The following is an 18839-nucleotide window of genomic DNA, read 5'->3' as shown; positions in this document are numbered from 1 at the left end:
TCAACCCTCGTTCGTTTCGTTCGACTGCCTGGCGAGACCCTTGAGCAGGAACTCGCGCCACGCGCCGTGCTGATTGACATACAGGCCTTCGTGCGTGAGCTCGGTGCCGCTCAGCACGGGCTCGATGCCGAGGAGCCGCGTGTTCGCCGTGTCTGCCTCGACCCATTTGTGATGGCCACGCGAGATGTCGTTCCAGCGCTCGAGCCGCGCCTGGAAGCCGCGCTGCTGCTCGCGGAACTCGACGAGATCGTCCGGCGTGCCCATGCCCGACACGTTGAAGAAGTCCTCGAACTGGCGGATGCGGCTCTCGCGATCCTGATCGGACTCGCCTTTCACGCCGATGCACTGGCTGATGACTTCGGTCTTGTTCCAGGCCACCGGGCGCACGATGCGCAGCTGCGAGCTGATCTGGTCCATGAAGAACAGGCTCGGATAGATGTTGAGATTGCGCAGGCGGTGCATCATCCACTCGGCCTTCTGCTGGCCGTGCGCCTCGATGAGGCGCGGCATCACGCTCGCGTAGCCGGGACGCACGGCCGGATTCGGCATGTCGCTGAAGAGCACGCTATGGCCGTTCCTGAACGAGAACCAGCCGTCGTCGGTCTCGGCATCGCCGGCACCGAGCTTGCTGTAGTCGAGCGTGCCGCTGGCGGCCTCGCCCTCTTGCGCGTTGGCTTCCTGGCGATGCTTGACCGTGGCCACGTAGTTGTAGTGCACGGTGCTCACGTGATAGCCGTCGAGACCGTTCTCGTTCTGCAGCTTCCAGTTGCCGTCGTAGGTATAGGCGGACTTGCCCGGCAGCACTTCCAGCTCGCCGGTCGGCGACTGCGCGACCATCATGTCGAAGAAGATGCGCGCGTCGCCCAGGTACTCCTCCAGCGTATCGGTGCCGTCGACGTCGAGGCTCACGAACACGAAGCCCTTGTAGCTTGCGATACGGGCTTTCTTCAGGCCGCGCGTGGACTTGTCGAAGTCCTCGCAATACTCACCCGGGGCCTTGACCTTGACGAGCCGCCCGTCACTCTTGTAGCACCATGCATGGAACGGACAGGTGAACGTCGATTGATTGCCCTTGCTCATGCGCGTGAGCGTGGCGCCGCGGTGCTGGCACGCATTGATCATTGCGTTCAGCTGGCCGTTGCCGTCGCGCGAGATGATCAACGGTTGACGGCCCGCGCGCATCGTCATGAAATCGTGCGGCTTCGGGATCTCGCTCTCGTGGCACGCGTAGATCCAGTTCTTCTCGAAGATGAGTTCCATCTCGAGCTCGAACAGTTCCGGCTCGGTGTACATCTCTCGTGCGATCCGGTACACGCCTTCCGCGGGGCGGAAATCCAGGCAGCCGCCGACGAATTCCTGCCACTGTGACGGGTTTCTGCTATTGCTCACGGTATGTCTCCTCCTGCCGTTTCACGGCGTTGCAATTGATTGCTGGCAAGGGGGATTGAATACCTGATCGGAGGCCGGGGCTATCCGCCTACTGGACGTTCGCTATCCGCTTTTTTTGGGTCCGGGATGGCATGCCTTTCCCGCTGCCGCGCCCGTGCCGCCGGTGAGGCGAAACGTAGGCGGAGGATGACGCCTGCGTGGCCCCCTCCTGCATGGGAAAGCGACGCACGCGGCGGCAAACCTGTGCGCGCGTTGGAGTTCGTGCGTCCGAAAAAACGGATAGTGACTGTCGAGTAGCCGGATAGCCCCGGCCTCCGATCCGGTATTCAATCCTCTCGTCGCGCATCAATCCCTGTCTTGCACGACCGATCACCGATCGCCGGCGGCGCGGCAACCCATTTCATTCCCATACCGAAGGAGAGAGACATGACTCACGCAGAAATCGATGCCCTGGTCAAAGGCTTCATCGTCGACGCGGCCACCGCGCCGGCCAATCCGCGGGTTCAACAGGCGGTCCTGCGCCTCGTGAGCGACCTGTTCAAGGCCATCGAGGACCTGGACCTGCAGCCCTCCGAAGTCTGGACCGGGCTCGAATACCTGGCCCGGGCCGGCGCCAGCCATGAGTTGGGCCTGATCGCGCCGGGCATCGGCCTCGAGCGCTTCCTTGACATCCGCACCGACGAAGCCGAAGCGAAACTTGGCCTGACGGGCGGCACGCCGCGCACGATCGAAGGCCCGCTCTACGTGGCGGGCGCGCCGGAGAGCGAGGGTTTTGCCCGTCTCGACGACGGCAGCGAAGCCGACAAGGGCGAAGTGCTGTTCATGCAGGGCACGGTCTACGGTGCGGATGGACGCCCGCTGCCAAACGCGAGGGTCGAGGTGTGGCACGCGAACCTGATGGGCAGCTACTCGTACTTCGACAAGAGCCAGTCCCCGTTCAACCTGCGGCGCACGATCATCACCGATGCCAACGGCCGCTACCAGTTCCGCAGCATCGTGCCGATGGGCTACGCCTGCCCGCCGAACGGCAGCACGCAGCGCCTGCTCGATCTGCTCGGACGTCACGGCAATCGCCCGGCGCACATCCACTTCTTCGTATCGGCGGGCGGCCACCGCAAGTTGACGACGCAGATCAACATCGACGGCGACGCATACCTGTGGGAAGACTTCGCCTTCGCGAGCCGCGAGGGCCTCGTGCCGGCGATCGAGCGCATCGCGGAACCTGCGGAGTTGGCGCGCAAGGCACTGACCCGGCCGTTCGCCTCCATCGACTTCGACTTCCGGCTGCTCGCCGAGCACGTTACCGCGCCGACGGCCGAGGTGGAGCGCCCGCGCGCGGCCGCCTGAGCGGCGACAACCGCGGGTACACTGGATAGATCACGCCTTGCTGGCACCAGCGGCGTGCTGTCATCGTCTCTCCGGGCGGAGCATCGAACCAGTCCACGACATTCATTGCGTATGCTAAACGACCTCTGGTACAAAAACGCGATCGTCTACTGTCTGTCGGTGGGCACCTACATGGATGCGAATGGCGACGGCGTCGGCGATTTTCAGGGCTTGATGCGCCGGCTCGATTACCTGCAGGGCCTCGGCATCACGACGCTCTGGCTGATGCCGTTTCAGCCTTCGCCGTGCCGCGACAACGGCTACGACATTTCCGACTACTACAACGTCGATCCCCGCTATGGCACCCTCGGCGACTTTGCCGAGTTCACGCACGCATGCCGCCAACGCGGCCTGCGGGTGATGATCGATCTGGTGGTGAACCACACTTCCGATCAGCACGCGTGGTTTCAGAGCGCGCGCCGCGACCCGGAGTCGAAGTACCGCGACTGGTACGTGTGGTCAAAGAAGAAGCCCGCGAACGCGACAGCCGGCATTGTGTTCCCCGGCGTGCAGAAATCCACGTGGACTTACGACAAGGAAGCGGGCCTCTGGTATTTCCACCGCTTCTACGACTTCCAGCCCGACCTGAACACGGCGAACCCGCACGTTCAGGCGGAACTGCTGAAGATCATGGGCTTCTGGATCCAGCTCGGGGTATCAGGCTTTCGTATGGACGCCGTGCCCTTCGTGATCGCGACAAAAGGCCCGCAGGTGCGGCAGCCCGTCGAGCAGTACGACATGTTGCGGACGTTCCGCGAGTTCCTGCAATGGCGTAAGGGCGATGCGATCATCCTCGCCGAAGCAAACGTGCTGCCCGACACCGACATGCAGTATTTCGGCGACGAGGGCGAGCGTCTGCAGATGATGTTCAACTTTCAGGTCAATCAGGCCACGTTCTACACGATGGCGAGCGCCGACACTGCACCGCTCAGGAAGGCGCTTCGCGTAACGAAGCAGCGCCCGGCGACAGCGCAATGGGGCGTGTTCCTGCGCAATCACGACGAACTCGACCTGGGACGTCTCACGCCGGAGCAGCGCGAGACCGTGTTCGCCGCATTCGGCCCGGCGCCTGACATGCAACTCTACGAGCGTGGCATTCGCCGAAGGCTCGCGCCGATGCTCGACGGCGACCGGCGTCGCCTCGAACTCGCGTATAGCGTGATGCTCACGTCGCCGGGAACGCCGGTCCTTCGTTACGGCGACGAGATCGGCATGGGTGACGATCTGCGCCTGCCGGAGCGCGAATGCGCGCGCACGCCGATGCAGTGGTCGACCGAGCCGCACGGCGGTTTCACGAAGCATCCAAAGCCGGTCGCACGGGTCATTTCAGGCGGCCCATACGGTTTTGAACGCGTGAATGTCGCGAGCCAGCGCCGCGATCCAGATTCGCTGCTGAACTGGATGGAACGCCTGATCCGCATGCGCCGCGAAGTGCCGGAGATCAGCTGGGGCGATTTCTCGATCCTGCGGATAGCGCGCAAGGACGTGCTCGGCTTGCGCTACGACTGGCGCAATAACTCGGTGGTGTGTCTGCATAACTTCAGCGCGGCCGCGTGCACGGTCAGTTTCAAAACCGGGACAGGCGATCCAGGCGACGCGCGGCTCGTCAACCTGCTCGCCGATGAACACAGTCAAGCCGATGCAACCGGACGGCATACGGTGGTGCTCGAGCCCTATGGCTATCGCTGGTATCGCGTGGGGGGGCTCGACTATCTGCTCAAACGCAGCGAGGTGTAGCAGGCCGTCGGATGAGGCACACGATGAGCGCGTACGAAGTCGACTGCCTCGCCATCGGGAAGCTGGAAGTCTCCATCCGCCACGTCGCCCGAAGCTCGGCGGCAACCCGAACCCCGATGACGCACCAGGTATAATGCAGCAGCGACTCATTACTATGTCCCGAATAGCCCGCGAAAAGCGGAACTGGGAGGTAATACTTGATGGCGACGCCAACGCACCACCCCGGCGTGCAGTCAACCGTGGCGCAGTCATTCGCCCGCTTCTGCACCGGCCTCGAATATGAGGCGCTGCCACCCCTCGTGGTCGAGCGCGCCAAGCATTTCTTTATCGACTACATCGCCATCGCGCTGCGCGGTTCCAATTTGGATTCCAGCCGGCCAGTGCGCATGTTGGCTGCCGCACGGCCGATCCCGGGTGGGGCAACGCTGCTCGGCCGGCCCGACCCGGTGCATGCGGCCTGGGCCGCGCTGGCAAACGGAATGGCCGCGCACAGCATGGAACTGGATGACACGTTCCTGCCCGGCTCAATCCATAACGAGTCCTTCGTCTTTTCCCCCGCACTGGCGTTGGCGGAAGAGCGGGGCGCCAGCGGAAAACGCTTCATCGCTGCCGTCGTTGCTGGGTTCGAGGTTTCCTGTCGTGTCGCCGCCGCTCTTCAGCCAGCAGTGACTAACGCGCGCGGCTTCCATCCTACCGGCACCACCGGCGCGCTGGGCGCCGCCGCCACCTCTGCCACGCTCCTCGGGCTGGATGCAGCGCAGGTTACCAATGCGCTCGGGGTTGCATGTAGCCAGGCGGCAGGGTTGCTCGAATTCGTCACCGATGGAGCCTGGACGAAGCGCTTTCACGGCGGCTGGGCCTCGCATGCCGGCATGATCGCCGCGGAACTGGCGCAGCACGGGATCACGGCGCCGCCTACTGCCATCGAAGGCAAGTTTGGTTACTTACATGCTTATTCCGGCGATCCGTTGCCGCAGGCGCTATCGGTGGGCGAAGGCGAGATGCTTGCCATCGCGCAGACGGCGATGAAGTACCATCCCTGCAACTACTATATCCAGTCGATCAACGATTCCGTGCTGCAGCTTGCCGTGCGCGCGGACGTTCCTCTTGAAGCAATCGAAAGTATCGTCGTTTATACGGTGCAGGCGGCAATGCCGCTGGTATGCGAGCCAATCGAGCAGAAGCGCCGCCCGAGGCTGATGATTGACGCGCAGTTCAGCGTGCCCTTCAACGTCGCCCTCGGCCTTGTCAAGAAACGCGTCTCTTTCGTGGATTTCACGCCGGCAGAATTCACCAGCCCGGAGATCCAGCGCCTGATGGATAAGGTAACGTGCCACGTCGATCCGGCGCTGGACGCACAATATCCGCAGGCGTGGCCTGCACGTGTCGAGGTCACCCTTGCCGACGGTCGCACGCTCGCAGCTGCCACCCAGTATGCCAAGGGCGATCCGCGGAATCCGTTGAGCCTGGACGAGGTGATCGCCAAGCACCGCAGCATCGTCGCTGGCGTTGTAGACGAGAGCACCGACGATGCGATCCTCGACTTCATTCTGCGTCTTGAGACAAAACCGGATTTCAGCGAGCTGACCCGCATCTTAAAGAGGTTCGTGCTGCCAGGTTAACAGGTTCTCGAAGAGAAGCATCTGGGAGATCGCGACCCACGGCAGCCCTTTCGTCCAGCCCAATGACCGGGTGGAGACCCAGTGCATCTATGACTTGATCGTCGATCGGTACAGTCAGGACGATGCACAACATGGAACGGAGACGAACAATGGATTTGAAACTGCGTGGGAAAGTTGCGGTGCTGACGGGCGCAAGCGTCGGAATTGGACTGGCGGTCGCGGAAGGGTTCGCTGCCGAAGGCGTGAATCTCGTGCTGGCCGCGCGGCAACGCGAACGGCTGGAACAGGTCGCGGCGGACATCGCGGTGCGCCATGGCGTGCGTGCCGTGCCGGTGGCGTGCGATGTGGCGACGATGGAGGGCGTCGACGCTCTGGTCGACGCGGCGAACCAGCAGTTCAACGGCGCCGACATCTTGTTCAACAACGCAGGCACCGGCAGTAACGAGACGATCATGGAAGCGCCCGACGAGAAGTGGCAGGCGTACTGGGATCTGCATGTGATGGCGGCGGTGCGGCTCGCACGCGGCCTCGTGCCGTCGATGAAGCGGCGAGGCGGCGGAGCGATCCTGCATAACGCATCGATCTGCGCGGTGCAGCCGCTCGGTTACGAGCCGATCTACAACGTGACCAAAGCCGCGCTGATGATGTTTTCAAAAAATCTCGCAAACGAAGTGGTCAAAGACAATATCCGCGTGAACACGATTAACCCGGGCCTCGTTCTAACGCCCGACTGGGTGAAGACCGCGAAAGAGCTTACGCAGGATGTGGGCGGCGATTGGGAAGGGCATCTGCAAGGAGTGGCTGATGAGTTCGCGCCGATCCGGCGTTTCGCGACGCCAGCGGAACTGGCGGATTTCATCGTGTTTCTCTGCTCGGAGCGTGCGAGCTACAGCGTTGGATCGACCTATTTCGTCGACGGTGGGATGTTGCGAACTGTTTAAACTGACGTGTTCTGGCTTATCGGCCGGGCATGCATCAAAGGATGCGACTATTGATGCGTGAGGTTGACAGTCGGCCAGGAGGCGACACTCGACGTCCTTCGTGTTGAGACGGTCGTACGTCCGTCGTGTCCCACACGAGTCATTTCGCGGCCGCGCATCTGATGCAGATGGACGGCCTGCGCAGATCGTTTGTCACGATCAGGCAATCGGCCGACTCCTTCCGGAAATCGGTTGCGCTTCGGCCGGCATATGCAAGCCACCGGTGCCAACATCGATCGACGCGTACTGCCGCGTCGAATCAACACCTCCTTGCCGTGCCTCTACAACGGAAGCCTGCCGCCGTTGGTGTAGTACTGCAGGTAAGCTCGGCGTTTTCAGAAAGCGTGACGGAGCGCGGCACGGACGAGAATCTGCCGCGACGTCGACGAGAGGTCCAGTGCGCCGGGCACGAAAGCGCGATCGAGCGATGAGCCGGTCTGGTCGCCCGCCACCAGTTGATATACGCCCTGCAGATAAATATCCGTTCGCTTCGACAGGTTGTAGTCGGCCATCAGGCCGACAGTATGAATGCGCGGCGTTGCTTTGCCTGTCGTTGCGTCGAAGTGTTCGATCGTATAGACGTACTCTCCACCAACAAAGAAGGCCGGCGTGAATTGATACTTGCCGTTGAGTTCGAAATTCTGGAAATTCAGTGACGTCAGCGTCCCGCCGGCAAGCGGCCCGGTGACCGGTTGGATCGTCTCTGCGCCGCTCAGGTACGCGACGTTTGCTGTCGGGTGGTCGATGCGCGTGTTCGTATACGCAAAGCCGATCGTCGTTGCCCCCGCCGTATAGTTGATCCCGGCTCCGAATATCTGCAGCTTCGAAGAAACGAAGTTACCATCGGCACCCAACGACCCGCCTGCGCTGGCGATGGCGCCTCCGGACGTCGTGGCCGGATTATCTGCACTAAGGTAAGACGCCGCAAAAAGCCAGTCGCCGTACGTATATTGAGCGCCCACGCTCATCTGCCGATTGTTAGCAAAACCGGTATCGTTACTGAAGCTATACGTTCCACCGAACGCGAGACCACGAAAGGTGGGGCTCGCGTACTTGACCGTATTGTTCACGCGAAACGTATTGTCCGTGTTGTCGTTGTCGTAAGGGTGAGAAAACATGTAGCCGCCCCAGTTTCCGTTCGCCGTGGTCTGTGCCAGGAAATCGACCACTGAATCGTATTGGCGACCGAGCGTCACGGTCCCGAAGCGCTCGCTGGACAGACCGACGAACGCCTGCCGGCCAAACATGCGCCCTCCCTGCGCAAGCGCCCCGTTATTGGAATTGAAGCCGCTCTCCAACTGGAATACGGCACTCAAGCCACCACCGAGATCTTCGGTTCCTTTTACGCCCCACCGGCTCCCTTGCGCATAGCCACTGGTCATTTCATAGACCTGGTGTCCACCCGCGTTGTTCGTGAAGTCGATACCTGTATCAACCAGTCCATACAACGTCACACTGCTCTGTGCGAATGCAGGTAAAGCGAGGCTGCACATCACTGCGGCGGAAAAGATCTTTTTCATTTGCATTTCATTATTTCTTTAGGTTTACGAAATAATATTAAGTTAGGAAAATTACCCGCGAACTGGTCATTCGTCACCGTCTCGTATGATGCGTGGTTACTTCAGATTGCCCGACAGGAACTGCGCAAGGCGCGTGCTTGTGGGCCGTACAAGTACGTGTGCGGGGTCGCCTTCTTCTTCAACCTTGCCTTGATGGAGGAACATCACGCGATTCGACACCTCCCGCGCAAACCCCATCTCGTGCGTGACGACCACCATCGTGCGTCCCTCTTCGGCGAGCGCCTTCATCACGCGCAGCACTTCTCCGACCAGTTCCGGGTCGAGCGCCGAGGTAGGTTCGTCGAAGAGCAAGACATCAGGCTCCATCGCCAATGCCCTCGCAATCGCGACCCGTTGCTGCTGCCCCCCGGAAAGATGGGCCGGATAGCTCGTGTGCAGACTGGCATCCAAACCCACCTTGTCGAGGTAGTGGCGTGCACGCTCGCGCGCCTCGATGCGAGACACACCGAGCACGCTGGATGGCGCCTCTACGACGTTCTCGAGCACCGTCATGTGAGACCAGAGATTAAAGTGCTGGAAGACCATGGCAAGCCGCGTACGAATGGTGCGCAACTGTCTTTCACTTGCAACACGTAAAGCGCCCGAGGCTTCCCTGACCGTGTGCAGCAATTCGCCATTGACCGCGATGGAACCGGAGGTCGGGCGCTCGAGGAAGTTGACGCAGCGCAGAAAGGTACTTTTGCCCGATCCACTTGAACCGATGATGCTTGTTACGTCGCCCGCGCGTGCATGCAGCGATACACCCTTGAGCACTTCGTGTTGACCGAACGTCTTGTGCAGGTTGTCGACGGCGAGTTTGTAGAGAACTGGTGTTGCCATGCTTACCTGTGTCGTTGCTGGCGGCCAGCAGCCGCGGGTTTCAAAAAGGAGAGCCCGCGCTCTTCCAGCCTGCGGAACCCCCAGACGAGCGTGAAAGCCACTGTGGCGTATAGGACGGCGGCGATGCCGAATGCGGAGAACGAAGCGTAAGTCGCTGAGTTGACGTCCCGAGTCACCTTCATCAGGTCCGGGATCGTTGCAGTGAAGGCGAGCGTCGTCGAATGCAGCATGAGAATCACCTCGTTGCCGCACATCGGCAGGGCGCGACGAATGGCCGACGGGATGAGGACACGCCGGTACAGCGTATATCTCGACATACCCGTCGCGCGCGCCGCCTCCACTTCGCCATACGGCACCGAGCGGATCGCGCCCGCGAGAATCTCGGTCATGTAGGCGCACTCATTCAGAGCGAAAGCAAGCAGGGTGCAATTCATCGCGCTGCGGAAGAAGTCGGCAAGCAGCGCATGCATCTGAACGACGTGTAGTCCGTAGAGCCCGCTATAGCACAACATCAATTGCACATAGAGAGGCGTGCCTCTGAAAACGTACGTATAGAGTCCGATGCAGCGCGCCAACCAGCGGTTCGACGACGTGCGTGCGATCGACAGCGGGAGCGCGAGCACGAACCCGGCTGCGATCGACGCCACGAGCAGCCACAGCGTCACGACGAGTCCGGTGTACCGGTAGCCGTCCGTGAAAAGGAAGTTGCGCCAGTATTGTTGAATGATCTCGATCATGCCGTCACCCGTCGCGTGCCCGCCGAAAAACGTATCTCCAGCCGAGCGAGCACGAAGTGCGAAACGGTTGTAATGCAGAGATAAGCCGCGCCGGCGACGATCGTGAAGAAGAAAAAGCGTTGGCTCGATCGACCCGCATCTTGCGCCGCCTTCACAATGTCGGAGAGGCCGATGATGGACACGAGCGCGGTCGCCTTGACGATCACTTGCCAGTTGTTACCGATGCCCGGCAAGGCCAGCCGCATCATCTGCGGAAAAAGGATGCGGCGAAACACCTGCCACCCGGACATGCCGAATGCCGCTCCCGCTTCCAGTTGGCCGCGCGGCACACCCAGAAACGCGCCGCGGAACGTCTCCGTAAAATACGCACCGTAGATGAAGCCAATCGTCAGCACACCCGCGACGAATGGGTCAATATCGATCTGAGCGATGCCCAAAAAGTCTGTCGCTCTGTTGAGCAGCATCTGGATGCTAAAGAAGAGCAATAGCATCAGCACGAGATCCGGGACCGACCGGATCAACGTCGTATAGGCCGCCCCAATTGCGCGCGGCAGCGCATGCACTGAGAGCTTCGCCGATGCGCCGACGAGCCCCAGGACAAATGCCAGCCCGAGCGACAGGGCAGCGAGCTTCACTGTCGCCCATGCACCGTCGAGCAGGATTGGCCCGAATCCTCCGAAATCCATCACGTCTCCTTTTACGTCGAACACCGCCCGCATGTCATGCATGCAGGACGCTCTACATGCCGATCACTTCGCACCGTAGATGTCGAAATCGAAGTACTTCTTGTTGATGCGAACGTAGGTGCCGTTCGCCAGAATCGCGGCGAGTGCCTTGTTGAATGCGTCACGCAACTCGACGTCCTGCTTGCGCATGCCCAGACCGTCACCAAGACCGAAAAATTTGGGGTCCTCGATCGATGAACCTGCGAATTCGAAGTCCTTGCCTTCAGGCCTTTTGAGAAAGCCGTCGTTCGCTTCGATCGATGCCTGGAATGCTGCATCGAGCCGTCCCGAAGTGAGATCCGCGTAGACCTGATCCTGGTTCTGGTACGCCACCACTTCCACGCCAGCCGGCTGCCACATCGCGCGTGCATAGTCTTCCTGACTTGAACCCTGCTCGACACCGACGCGCTTACCCTTTAGGGACGCCGCATCAGGTAACAACGGCGAGCCACGTCGTGCTACCAGGCGCGCTGGCGCGTTCGAAATCTTGCTGGAGAACGCGATCTGTTCCAACCGTTTCGGCGTGATCGTCATTGACGAGGAAATCACGTCGAATTTGCGAGCAAGGAGTCCCGGAATCATGCCGTCGAAGCTCGTCTCCACCCAGACGCACTTCGCGTGCATCTGCTCGCATAGTGCGTTGGCGATGTCCACGCCGAAACCTGTGAGCTTGCCGTCCGCCGTCTTGTACTCAAGCGGCGGATAGGTCGGGTCGACGGCGAGCCGGATGTCCTTGCCGGTCCAGTCCGCTGCGTGCACCATGCACGACATGGATGCGCAGGCGAGCGAAAGCGCGATAGTCCACTTCTTCATTCTGTATCTCCTTCTGTTGAATTAGTTGTGTTGCTACTTGGCCTGCGCGTCACTGCAGAATCCGCTCGGCGAGCATGACCCAATAGCTCGCGCCGATCGCGAGACAATCGTCGTTGAAATCGTATTCGGGGTTATGAAGCGAGTGGCTGCGCGCGTCGTCACCGTTGCCGATCGACAGGTAGCTGCCCGGACAGCGCTCAAGCATGTACGCGAAGTCTTCACTTGCCATGAACGGGCGCAGGTCGTCGATCAAGGCGTTCGGGCCACCCCAATCCAACGCCACCTGACGAGCTAGTTCGGTTTCCGCCGGATGATTGACGAGCACCGGATAGTCCCCGCGGTAGTCGATCTCCGCGTGCGCGCCATAGGCCGCTACTTGACCTTGCACGATGTCGCCAATCCGCTTTTCGAGCGACGCACGCACCTCGGGCGAGAGTGCGCGCACGCTCAACAACAGGTCGGCGTGTGGCGGCACCACATTGGAGGCGGTTCCGGAATGAATGGCTCCAACGGTGACGACGGCCGGATGCTGAGGATCGATGTTGCGAGCAACGATGCTTTGCAACGCCATGACAATCGACGCGCAGACGACGACTGGATCGATAGTGAGGTGTGGCGACGCGCCATGGCCGCCGCGGCCGATCACGCGAATTTTCACCTCATCGGCTGACGCCATAAAGGGACCGCTATAAAAGCCAAGACGCCCTGCGGCGACGCCGGGAACATTGTGCATCGCATACACGGCATCGCACGGAAAGCGCTCGAACAGTCCGTCTTCGATCATTTTTCGCGCACCGCCCAGCCCCTCTTCGGCGGGCTGAAAGATGAGATTCAACGTACCGCGCCACTGGGTTCGTTCCGCGAGACACTTCGCTGCCGCGAGCAACATCGCCGTATGACCGTCGTGCCCGCATGCATGCATCACGCCCCCGACCTGGCTAGCGTGGGGTAGTTGTGTCGCCTCTTCGATCGGCAACGCGTCCATGTCAGCGCGCAAGCCGAGGCTGTAGCCGGTACCTCGGGTGAGCGTACCAACCACGCCTGTCTTGCCCACTCCCTGGGTGACCCGATATCCCCATTCGGCAAGCAGCGTTGCAACGAGTTCGCTCGTCGCGTGTTCTTCGAAACCCAACTCGGGACAGGCATGCAGCCTGCGACGCAGCGCGATCATCTCGCTCTCGATCGCCGCGATCTCCGGCAATAAGTGTTCTGTCCTCACCGCTCCTCCCTGGCATCAAATCGTCGTTCGGTGTCGCATCCTGCTCGCGCGAACCGCACCGGTAGTGCATCGTGAGGCGGATCGTATGCGGCGAAAATCCGGGGCACCAGCCAGCGGTTTGTTATGATGACAACCTCTCGTTGTCGCCCCGTCGCATGCCATGAAACTGCATCAACTGGAAGCGCTGGTTGCGAGTGCGGATGCGGGCAGCATCCGCGCCGCCGCACGCGCGCTAGGCTTGTCCCAAGCGGCTGTTACGCGGGCCCTTCGCGAACTGGAGGCGAACGAACGCTTGCCCCTGCTTATTCGCGCGCCGGAGGGCATTGGCTTCACCGAACACGGCAAGGTTCTGCTCACGCATGCGCGGCTCGTGCTGAACCAGCTGGAGCATGCTCAAAGCGACCTCGAACGGCTGCGTGGTCGGGTTGAGGGACGTCTCATGATCGGCATAACGCCTTGGGTGACACTGACGTTTCTAGCTGAAGCAGTGCTGTTGTTTCGTAAGCAGATGCCGGAGATTCGCCTCGAGCTTTTCGAGGGATTGATGGCCGTTGCGCAACCGTTGCTACGTGACGGCAGCATGGATTTCGCGGTCGGACAATTGCAGCCGGCCACAGGCGCTCAGGAATTCGCCTGCGAACCCTTGCTCACTTATGAGTCCTCAGTCATGGTGCGCGCAGGCCACCGGCAGGAGCGAGCACGCTCAATTCACGACCTCCTTGAGGAAGACTGGGTACTGAACTTCCCACCCGACGGGCAGGCTGGTCTCATTGACTATCTATTCACAAGGCACGGTGCGGAGATCGAGGAGCGCCGCATCGTGCGCGCGCAATCGGTCGCCATGTTGCAAACCATGGTCGAGCAGGCCGAGATGTGTACCTGGAGCCCGACCATCCTGAGCCGCGTCCCGCCGTTCGGTGGGCGACTGCGTTCGCTCGCATTGCGTGAGCATTTCGAACCCCGACAACTCGGCATTGTCACGCGTCGCAATAGCACGTTGAGCAGCGCGGCGGCCTGTTTCGTCGACTGCTTTATGAAGGTCATCCGTCGGCATGCGCGGTCCGCAAAGAAGGAAGACCTGGCGTTGTTCGAGACACTGGAGCTATTGATATAGCGTTGGGAGCGACCGCGGACCACTCGTCTTCCCACGACGAACAGCACGGCCGGTGTGTGGATGGATCGGATTAGCCTTTGAGTGACAATTCCCATTCGTCGGTTGGCGCGCAGCCAGCGTTAGATGGGAGGTGTCCGCGGCACCTAAGCATCAGACGTCGCACTGCGCGACCACTCTTCGTGCAAAGTCAATTGATCCGTTGAAGCATGGAGGACGATTGCGATGGGCGAAATCAATCTTTCGGTAGTCTACCGAGGCTATATCGCCTGCTTGAACGAGCAGGAGTGGTCAAAGCTTGGCGCGTTTGTCGGCGACGACGTGAAATACAACGGCCAACGCATCGGATTGTCAGGTTATCGTGGGATGCTTGAAAGGGATTTCCGCGAAATACCGGACCTACGCTTCGAGATTCAGATCCTCGTTTGCGAGCCGCCGCATATTGCGTGCCGATTGCATTTTGACTGTACGCCGACCGGCATGTTTCTTGGGCTTCCCGTGCAGGGAAAACGTATCGCGTTCGCGGAGAACGTCTTCTATGAGTTTCGTGGCGGCAAGATTCAGCAAGTCTGGTCGATCATTGATAAAGCTGCGATCGAGAGCCAGTTGTAGTGACACATGGACGCTAGTTCCCGCACCTTCCAGCCGACTCCGGGCAGACATCGGGCAGCAGCAGCGATTGGACGAATGCTTCCAGATTGACGGCAACCGACCCCTCCATCCGCACAATCGCCACGTCCGTTTCTTGTAGAGAATGCCCGCCTACCTGGCGAGAACCGATATCGATGCCGGTAACTGACGTGGAAGGCATATCCCGTTCGACTATGCACGCGGTAGCGAAGCGGTTCCCTAAGAACCATGGTCTCATTTGGCAAATCTCATTTGCCAAATGAGAGGATTCGCCGGTCCGCTGCTACGTGGCAAGATGCACTCAGCCACGTCGAACACGACGAGTGCATGGACGACTTCGTCCAGATACATCACGCGATGTCGACGCTACCGAACGGCAGAACCTGTCGAATTATTCGTCGCCTCACCACGTAATATGGAGAACGAATTGTTTAATTTTTTCGATATAAACAGCATCGTCAGTCAATTCCCGGACGAGGCGGAAAGTACAATTGTTGACGTCTATCTCACCGATGAGCCCTCTGCAAGCTCAAGAATCTTTCGTGTTTATTACCCGATACCGCGCCACTACCACGAAACGTGTGAAGAACATCTCTACCTCCTGACCGGTAAGGTTGCCTTCGCGATTGAGGACGAAGCGCCTCGCGTCCTCACTGCGGGCCAGTTGGTGACCTTTGAGCGGAACACTGTGCACGCGATAACTGAAATACTCGAGTCGCCAGCAATCTTCTTTACCGTTGACGCTCCTCGTCGTGTGCCGACAGATGTCGTGTATGTGAACCCGGACGACGAAAAAATCCGACCTTTTGTGACCCACCTGGAAGCTACTAAAGGTCAGCGTGTGGCGGCAGGAAATTAGTCTATCAACCTGCTGTTTCCTGCTAGCGAGCGAGCGGTTTAGAGAAACGCGAAGGGCTGCTTCGGGCCCGGTAAGCGGCTTTCAGAACCTGGAGCCAGGCGACCGCTGTCGTTTCGGTTCTAAGCCAGCCGCCGGCTTTGTCCTTCCGTAGCGCTGAAGTGCTGGCACTACGTGATCCAGCGGAAAATCAGGACGCCGGAGAGCACATAGCGAAGCGGCAACGCTGAGGCCACTGCGCATCACGTAATCGATATCGGCAAGGGGGCGGGCGCTGTCAATTAGCGCATCCGCGTCGCTGCGGAGACTCGGGATAGAGGGCGTGCTAACCCGTCTCTGCAAAGCCGCCGCAATGACCTCCAAATCCGCGTACGCGACGCAACCCTGCCTTTCGTTCATCTTCGACTCCGGGCGCTGCGGGGCGATCACAGCCGGTCAAAAGTCGCCGCCGCTGCTCGCGAGGAAGGTGAAGCAGTTGGCCGGGTCGAGCGGTAGCTCCGCGCTCGACACATTCCTGCAATCACCGTCGTCGCATCGCACAAAAAGCCGCCTTGCGTTGTGTGCAGGCGCTCGATTCAAACATTCGCTTTGGTTTCGTCTTTGCGCGCCCTATAACTTAATTGCAGGGCGACTATTATGTGTCGAGGGTCCACAAAATCCGTTGACATTGCCGTTTCGCACGCCTTCATGCGCCAATAGACCTAACCTCGGCGCGCTGCGCTTCGTATCTTCCCAATTACCCGAACTTTGGCCGCGGACGACTGGCCCGCGGACTCGGAGGCGGCTTCTCGTCCGCGAATCCCGTCTGGATCTCAACCACGGGACACGCGGATAGCGAGTCGTAAGGATGGAAAAATCAACCTAAATCAAGGAGCCAACATGAAATTACGATTGATGGTTGCTTCTGCTTTCGGACTATTTGTCATGGCCGGGTTTGCGCATTCGCAAAGCACGCCCGACGCTGCACAACCCGCCCCGCAGCAGAACGCCGCAACTCAGACTGATTCTTCGCCCAGTATGAGCATGGAAGCCTACGGCGGCACGCCTAATACAACGGTGCAAAGCGGCGCGAAACATGCGAGGCCGTGCAGGGTGGACCCGCAATGCAACGTTTTTTTCGGGGGGAGCTAAAAACCGGCTGACGGCGCGCGAGTCAACAACCGACGATACTGTTTGCTCGCGCCGGGAGGAGGGAACCGACATCCTTGATCGGGCTGGCCGGCTTCCCTTTCAATCGTTCAGGTCCGGGCATGTCCAGATAGGAGATGTCTGCGGGCACGCGAAGCGCCCACTGCCTTCAGGGGCGCGTAGGCTGGACTTTAAGGCTGGAAATTGCGCGCTCGGGAACCTTGACCTGGAGGTATAGGCTAAGAGCCGGACGCGTCACGACGTCGACCTCGGCTCGGGCCACGGCCAACCTCTCTTCTCGTTGCGCACCTGCACCTCCGCCCCTACGGGCGGCACGGCTGTGACCGGGGCCTCGAGCGGGCTCGACTCATCTGTGGCATCGTGCGACGGGTCGGTCGGAGCGTCTTGTTTGATATCTGAAAGGCTGGCGCCAAACCACTTCACTTTCTTCTGGACGTAGCTGATATACGCGTTCCAGCCGTCGGGGTTGCCGTCAAAAAGGTGCTGCTGAACGGTCGACGCCAATGCGTCACGGTTGAGTTCAGCCTCGAGCAGCTCTTTTGGCCACAGGAAGAATGCTCTGCCAACGCCTCTGGTGAACTCGGACACCGTCATCTGTGGCGCCAGCGCCCGGAGGAACTCGAAGTGCTGCAATGAATCCTCTTTTTGTATCAGACGCGCTTCCGATGCGCCCGCTTCACTCGTGCTGGCTAAACAGTTCAACGCGCCGAGCATGTCGCCCAGGTGGAGCAGCAGTTCCCGTCTATCAAATCGGTCGTCCATTGAAGTAGGTCTGTTCATTTCATCCTTGGCGGGAAATGCCTTGTTTGGTCGCAACGCCTCGTCCAAACGCAATCCTGTACGGCATGCGTGGCTTCTCAGTATGTCCTGTGCAGGAAGAACAAATGCGAACCGAAGTTCGCATTTGATTTGTAGACGCAGAAGCTCTAAGGGAGACGGCGACGCTTACTGAACGGTGGACACCGACGTCACGAACTGCTTTGCAGCCTTGTTCGCCGATTCATAGCTGGCATTCGCAGCTGAGAAGACCGAACTCCACGCGGCAATAGCCGATTCGCTTCCTGCCGGTGCGTTTTTCTGAAGGCTTTCGACGAACCCTTGGGCATCGCGTTGGAATTGCTGGGTCTGCGCTGTCGCGGCGGCTGAGATTTCGCTCTGAACGCCGGACACGATTTCGTGAACCTGGCGGCCGTAAGCGGCGACTTTTTCCGCCGTAGGCTGGGCAAGGCTCGCCTGCAGTGCGAACAGTTCGCCGGGGTTGCCGGATGAAACGGCCTTGGTCAGGATTTCCTGGCTTTCGGCGAGCGTCGCTTTGCCAACTTGCAAATTCAACGCGACCAGCTTTTCGAATCCTTCAAATGCCTTGTTCGTCAAACCAAAAAGCGTTTCCAGGCCGGCCTGCTGGGCGGCAACCAGTTGTTGGGGGGTAAGAGTGCTCATCACTGCTCCGTAAGGGTAAGGCGGCAAGAGTGCGAGGGGCTCTGAGTAGAAACAAAACCGCGCGCCGCGAAGGCTGAAGGTTGATTGTTGCGCTGCAACAAAGTCCATTGTACGGGGGAACACCTGGAAGTCAACCAGTTTCGCGGCGGCGTCGACGTGGATTGTTTGCGCTTGTCTGAAGAATTCCGCGGAAGAGGTGCGTGGGCTTCTATTGACGAGGGACCTTTCCCACGGCGGACATGTCTGGCGAGCAGCGAGCGCGCAGCGTGCGTCGGGGGCGGTTATGGATTCTTTACAACTGCCTGAACGCGCTGGAGACTGCTGATCGTACGCAACCCGCCAAGCTGAATGCAAAGACAACCCGCTTGCAGGACAAGTTCGCACGCTTGCGCGAGCAGATGCAAAACCTCGGCCAATTTTCGATGACCGATCCAGAGGCACGTTCCATGGCGACGAGCGGAAGAGGATCAGGCATCGTGGTCTACAACGTATCGGTGGAAGTTGACGCCAGACACCACCTCATCGTGGCTCATGAGGTCACAAACTCTGCAGTGACCGGGCACATCTCAGTCCTGTCGCGAAGGCTGCGCACGATTCGTTGGGCAAGACCAGACTGCGGGCAGTCGCCGATCGTGGCTACTACAGT

16 protein-coding genes and 1 pseudogene are annotated in these 18839 nt (G+C 60.1%); 8 read left to right on the top strand and 9 right to left on the bottom strand.

The annotated features are described in order from the left end of the window. Nucleotides 1-1389 (bottom strand): anthranilate 1,2-dioxygenase large subunit, encoded by a 1389-nt coding sequence (gene antA / locus FVF58_RS17280; protein ID WP_149671084.1) that lies wholly within the window; start codon nucleotides 1387-1389, stop codon nucleotides 1-3. A 426-nt stretch (nucleotides 1390-1815) separates the two neighbouring features. On the opposite strand from antA, the gene catA reads away from it, so the two are divergent. From catA to FVF58_RS17260, 4 genes are all read left to right on the top strand, one after another. After that, nucleotides 1816-2736 (top strand): catechol 1,2-dioxygenase, encoded by a 921-nt coding sequence (gene catA, locus FVF58_RS17275; protein WP_149671083.1) that lies wholly within the window; start codon nucleotides 1816-1818, stop codon nucleotides 2734-2736. Nucleotides 2737-2847: 111 nt separating this feature from the next. Next, nucleotides 2848-4512 (top strand): alpha-amylase family protein, encoded by a 1665-nt coding sequence (locus FVF58_RS17270; protein ID WP_149671082.1) that lies wholly within the window; start codon nucleotides 2848-2850, stop codon nucleotides 4510-4512. Nucleotides 4513-4712: 200 nt separating this feature from the next. Continuing rightward, the gene (locus FVF58_RS17265) at nucleotides 4713-6134 is read left to right on the top strand and encodes an MmgE/PrpD family protein (RefSeq protein ID WP_149671081.1); all 1422 of its coding nucleotides are present in this window, start codon (nucleotides 4713-4715) and stop codon (nucleotides 6132-6134) included. A 149-nt stretch (nucleotides 6135-6283) separates the two neighbouring features. After that, the gene (locus FVF58_RS17260; protein WP_149671080.1) at nucleotides 6284-7075 is read left to right on the top strand and encodes an SDR family NAD(P)-dependent oxidoreductase; all 792 of its coding nucleotides are present in this window, start codon (nucleotides 6284-6286) and stop codon (nucleotides 7073-7075) included. A gap of 374 nt (nucleotides 7076-7449) precedes the next feature. Here the strand turns inward: FVF58_RS17260 and FVF58_RS17255 are convergent, their stop codons facing one another. The 6 genes from FVF58_RS17255 to FVF58_RS17230 form a co-directional block, all read right to left on the bottom strand. Next, on the bottom strand, nucleotides 7450-8634 hold the full coding sequence (locus FVF58_RS17255) for a porin (protein WP_149671079.1): 1185 nt from the start codon (nucleotides 8632-8634) through the stop codon (nucleotides 7450-7452). A 96-nt stretch (nucleotides 8635-8730) separates the two neighbouring features. Continuing rightward, nucleotides 8731-9513, bottom strand: coding sequence for an ABC transporter ATP-binding protein (locus FVF58_RS17250; protein WP_149671078.1), 783 nt, complete (start codon nucleotides 9511-9513; stop codon nucleotides 8731-8733). A gap of 2 nt (nucleotides 9514-9515) precedes the next feature. Beyond that, nucleotides 9516-10250, bottom strand: a complete 735-nt coding sequence (locus tag FVF58_RS17245; RefSeq protein ID WP_149671077.1) for an ABC transporter permease — start codon at nucleotides 10248-10250, stop codon at nucleotides 9516-9518. After that, the gene (locus FVF58_RS17240; RefSeq protein WP_149671170.1) at nucleotides 10247-10936 is read right to left on the bottom strand and encodes an ABC transporter permease; all 690 of its coding nucleotides are present in this window, start codon (nucleotides 10934-10936) and stop codon (nucleotides 10247-10249) included. Before FVF58_RS17240 ends, FVF58_RS17245 begins: the two co-directional genes overlap by 4 nt. A gap of 63 nt (nucleotides 10937-10999) precedes the next feature. Continuing rightward, on the bottom strand, nucleotides 11000-11788 hold the full coding sequence (locus FVF58_RS17235; protein ID WP_149671076.1) for an ABC transporter substrate-binding protein: 789 nt from the start codon (nucleotides 11786-11788) through the stop codon (nucleotides 11000-11002). A 49-nt stretch (nucleotides 11789-11837) separates the two neighbouring features. Continuing rightward, the gene (locus tag FVF58_RS17230) at nucleotides 11838-12959 is read right to left on the bottom strand and encodes a M20 aminoacylase family protein (protein ID WP_149671169.1); all 1122 of its coding nucleotides are present in this window, start codon (nucleotides 12957-12959) and stop codon (nucleotides 11838-11840) included. A 208-nt stretch (nucleotides 12960-13167) separates the two neighbouring features. Here FVF58_RS17230 and FVF58_RS17225 point away from each other — a divergent pair, with 208 nt between their 5' ends. From FVF58_RS17225 to FVF58_RS17215, 3 genes are all read left to right on the top strand, one after another. Next, the gene (locus FVF58_RS17225; protein ID WP_149671075.1) at nucleotides 13168-14121 is read left to right on the top strand and encodes a LysR substrate-binding domain-containing protein; all 954 of its coding nucleotides are present in this window, start codon (nucleotides 13168-13170) and stop codon (nucleotides 14119-14121) included. 222 nt (nucleotides 14122-14343) lie between these two features. Beyond that, entirely contained in the window at nucleotides 14344-14730 is a 387-nt protein-coding gene (locus FVF58_RS17220) for an ester cyclase (RefSeq protein WP_149671074.1), read from the top strand. Between the two features lie 445 nt (nucleotides 14731-15175). Then, nucleotides 15176-15607, top strand: coding sequence for a cupin domain-containing protein (locus FVF58_RS17215; protein WP_149671073.1), 432 nt, complete (start codon nucleotides 15176-15178; stop codon nucleotides 15605-15607). 1380 nt (nucleotides 15608-16987) lie between these two features. Here FVF58_RS17215 and FVF58_RS17205 read toward each other — a convergent pair. Together FVF58_RS17205 and FVF58_RS17200 are read right to left on the bottom strand one after the other, a co-directional pair. Continuing rightward, the gene (locus FVF58_RS17205) at nucleotides 16988-17515 is read right to left on the bottom strand and encodes a hypothetical protein (protein ID WP_149671168.1); all 528 of its coding nucleotides are present in this window, start codon (nucleotides 17513-17515) and stop codon (nucleotides 16988-16990) included. A gap of 183 nt (nucleotides 17516-17698) precedes the next feature. Next, a complete protein-coding gene (locus FVF58_RS17200) occupies nucleotides 17699-18301 on the bottom strand; it encodes a phasin family protein (RefSeq protein WP_246217091.1) in 603 nt (200 codons plus the stop codon). A 305-nt stretch (nucleotides 18302-18606) separates the two neighbouring features. On the opposite strand from FVF58_RS17200, the pseudogene FVF58_RS54745 reads away from it, so the two are divergent. Then, nucleotides 18607-18753 (top strand): annotated as a pseudogene (locus FVF58_RS54745) (IS5/IS1182 family transposase); the annotation flags it as partial. Nucleotides 18754-18839 lie beyond the last annotated feature (86 nt).

Source organism: Paraburkholderia panacisoli, from assembly GCF_008369935.1.
Classification (GTDB): Bacteria; Pseudomonadota; Gammaproteobacteria; order Burkholderiales; family Burkholderiaceae; genus Paraburkholderia; species Paraburkholderia panacisoli.
The sequence above is the reverse complement of the archived record's forward strand: the minus strand, read 5'-3'. Positions and strand labels throughout refer to the sequence as shown.

Coding starts and splice junctions, on each gene's coding strand:
- catA (WP_149671083.1), top strand. CDS start 1,816: ATGACTCACGCAGAAATCGATGCCCTGGTCAAAGGCTTCATCGTCGAC.
- FVF58_RS17270 (WP_149671082.1), top strand. CDS start 2,848: ATGCTAAACGACCTCTGGTACAAAAACGCGATCGTCTACTGTCTGTCG.
- FVF58_RS17265 (WP_149671081.1), top strand. CDS start 4,713: ATGGCGACGCCAACGCACCACCCCGGCGTGCAGTCAACCGTGGCGCAG.
- FVF58_RS17260 (WP_149671080.1), top strand. CDS start 6,284: ATGGATTTGAAACTGCGTGGGAAAGTTGCGGTGCTGACGGGCGCAAGC.
- FVF58_RS17255 (WP_149671079.1), bottom strand. CDS start 8,634: ATGAAAAAGATCTTTTCCGCCGCAGTGATGTGCAGCCTCGCTTTACCT.
- FVF58_RS17250 (WP_149671078.1), bottom strand. CDS start 9,513: ATGGCAACACCAGTTCTCTACAAACTCGCCGTCGACAACCTGCACAAG.
- FVF58_RS17245 (WP_149671077.1), bottom strand. CDS start 10,250: ATGATCGAGATCATTCAACAATACTGGCGCAACTTCCTTTTCACGGAC.
- FVF58_RS17240 (WP_149671170.1), bottom strand. CDS start 10,936: ATGGATTTCGGAGGATTCGGGCCAATCCTGCTCGACGGTGCATGGGCG.
- FVF58_RS17235 (WP_149671076.1), bottom strand. CDS start 11,788: ATGAAGAAGTGGACTATCGCGCTTTCGCTCGCCTGCGCATCCATGTCG.
- FVF58_RS17230 (WP_149671169.1), bottom strand. CDS start 12,959: ATGATCGCGCTGCGTCGCAGGCTGCATGCCTGTCCCGAGTTGGGTTTC.
- FVF58_RS17225 (WP_149671075.1), top strand. CDS start 13,168: ATGAAACTGCATCAACTGGAAGCGCTGGTTGCGAGTGCGGATGCGGGC.
- FVF58_RS17220 (WP_149671074.1), top strand. CDS start 14,344: ATGGGCGAAATCAATCTTTCGGTAGTCTACCGAGGCTATATCGCCTGC.
- FVF58_RS17205 (WP_149671168.1), bottom strand. CDS start 17,515: ATGGACGACCGATTTGATAGACGGGAACTGCTGCTCCACCTGGGCGAC.
- FVF58_RS17200 (WP_246217091.1), bottom strand. CDS start 18,301: ATGGACTTTGTTGCAGCGCAACAATCAACCTTCAGCCTTCGCGGCGCG.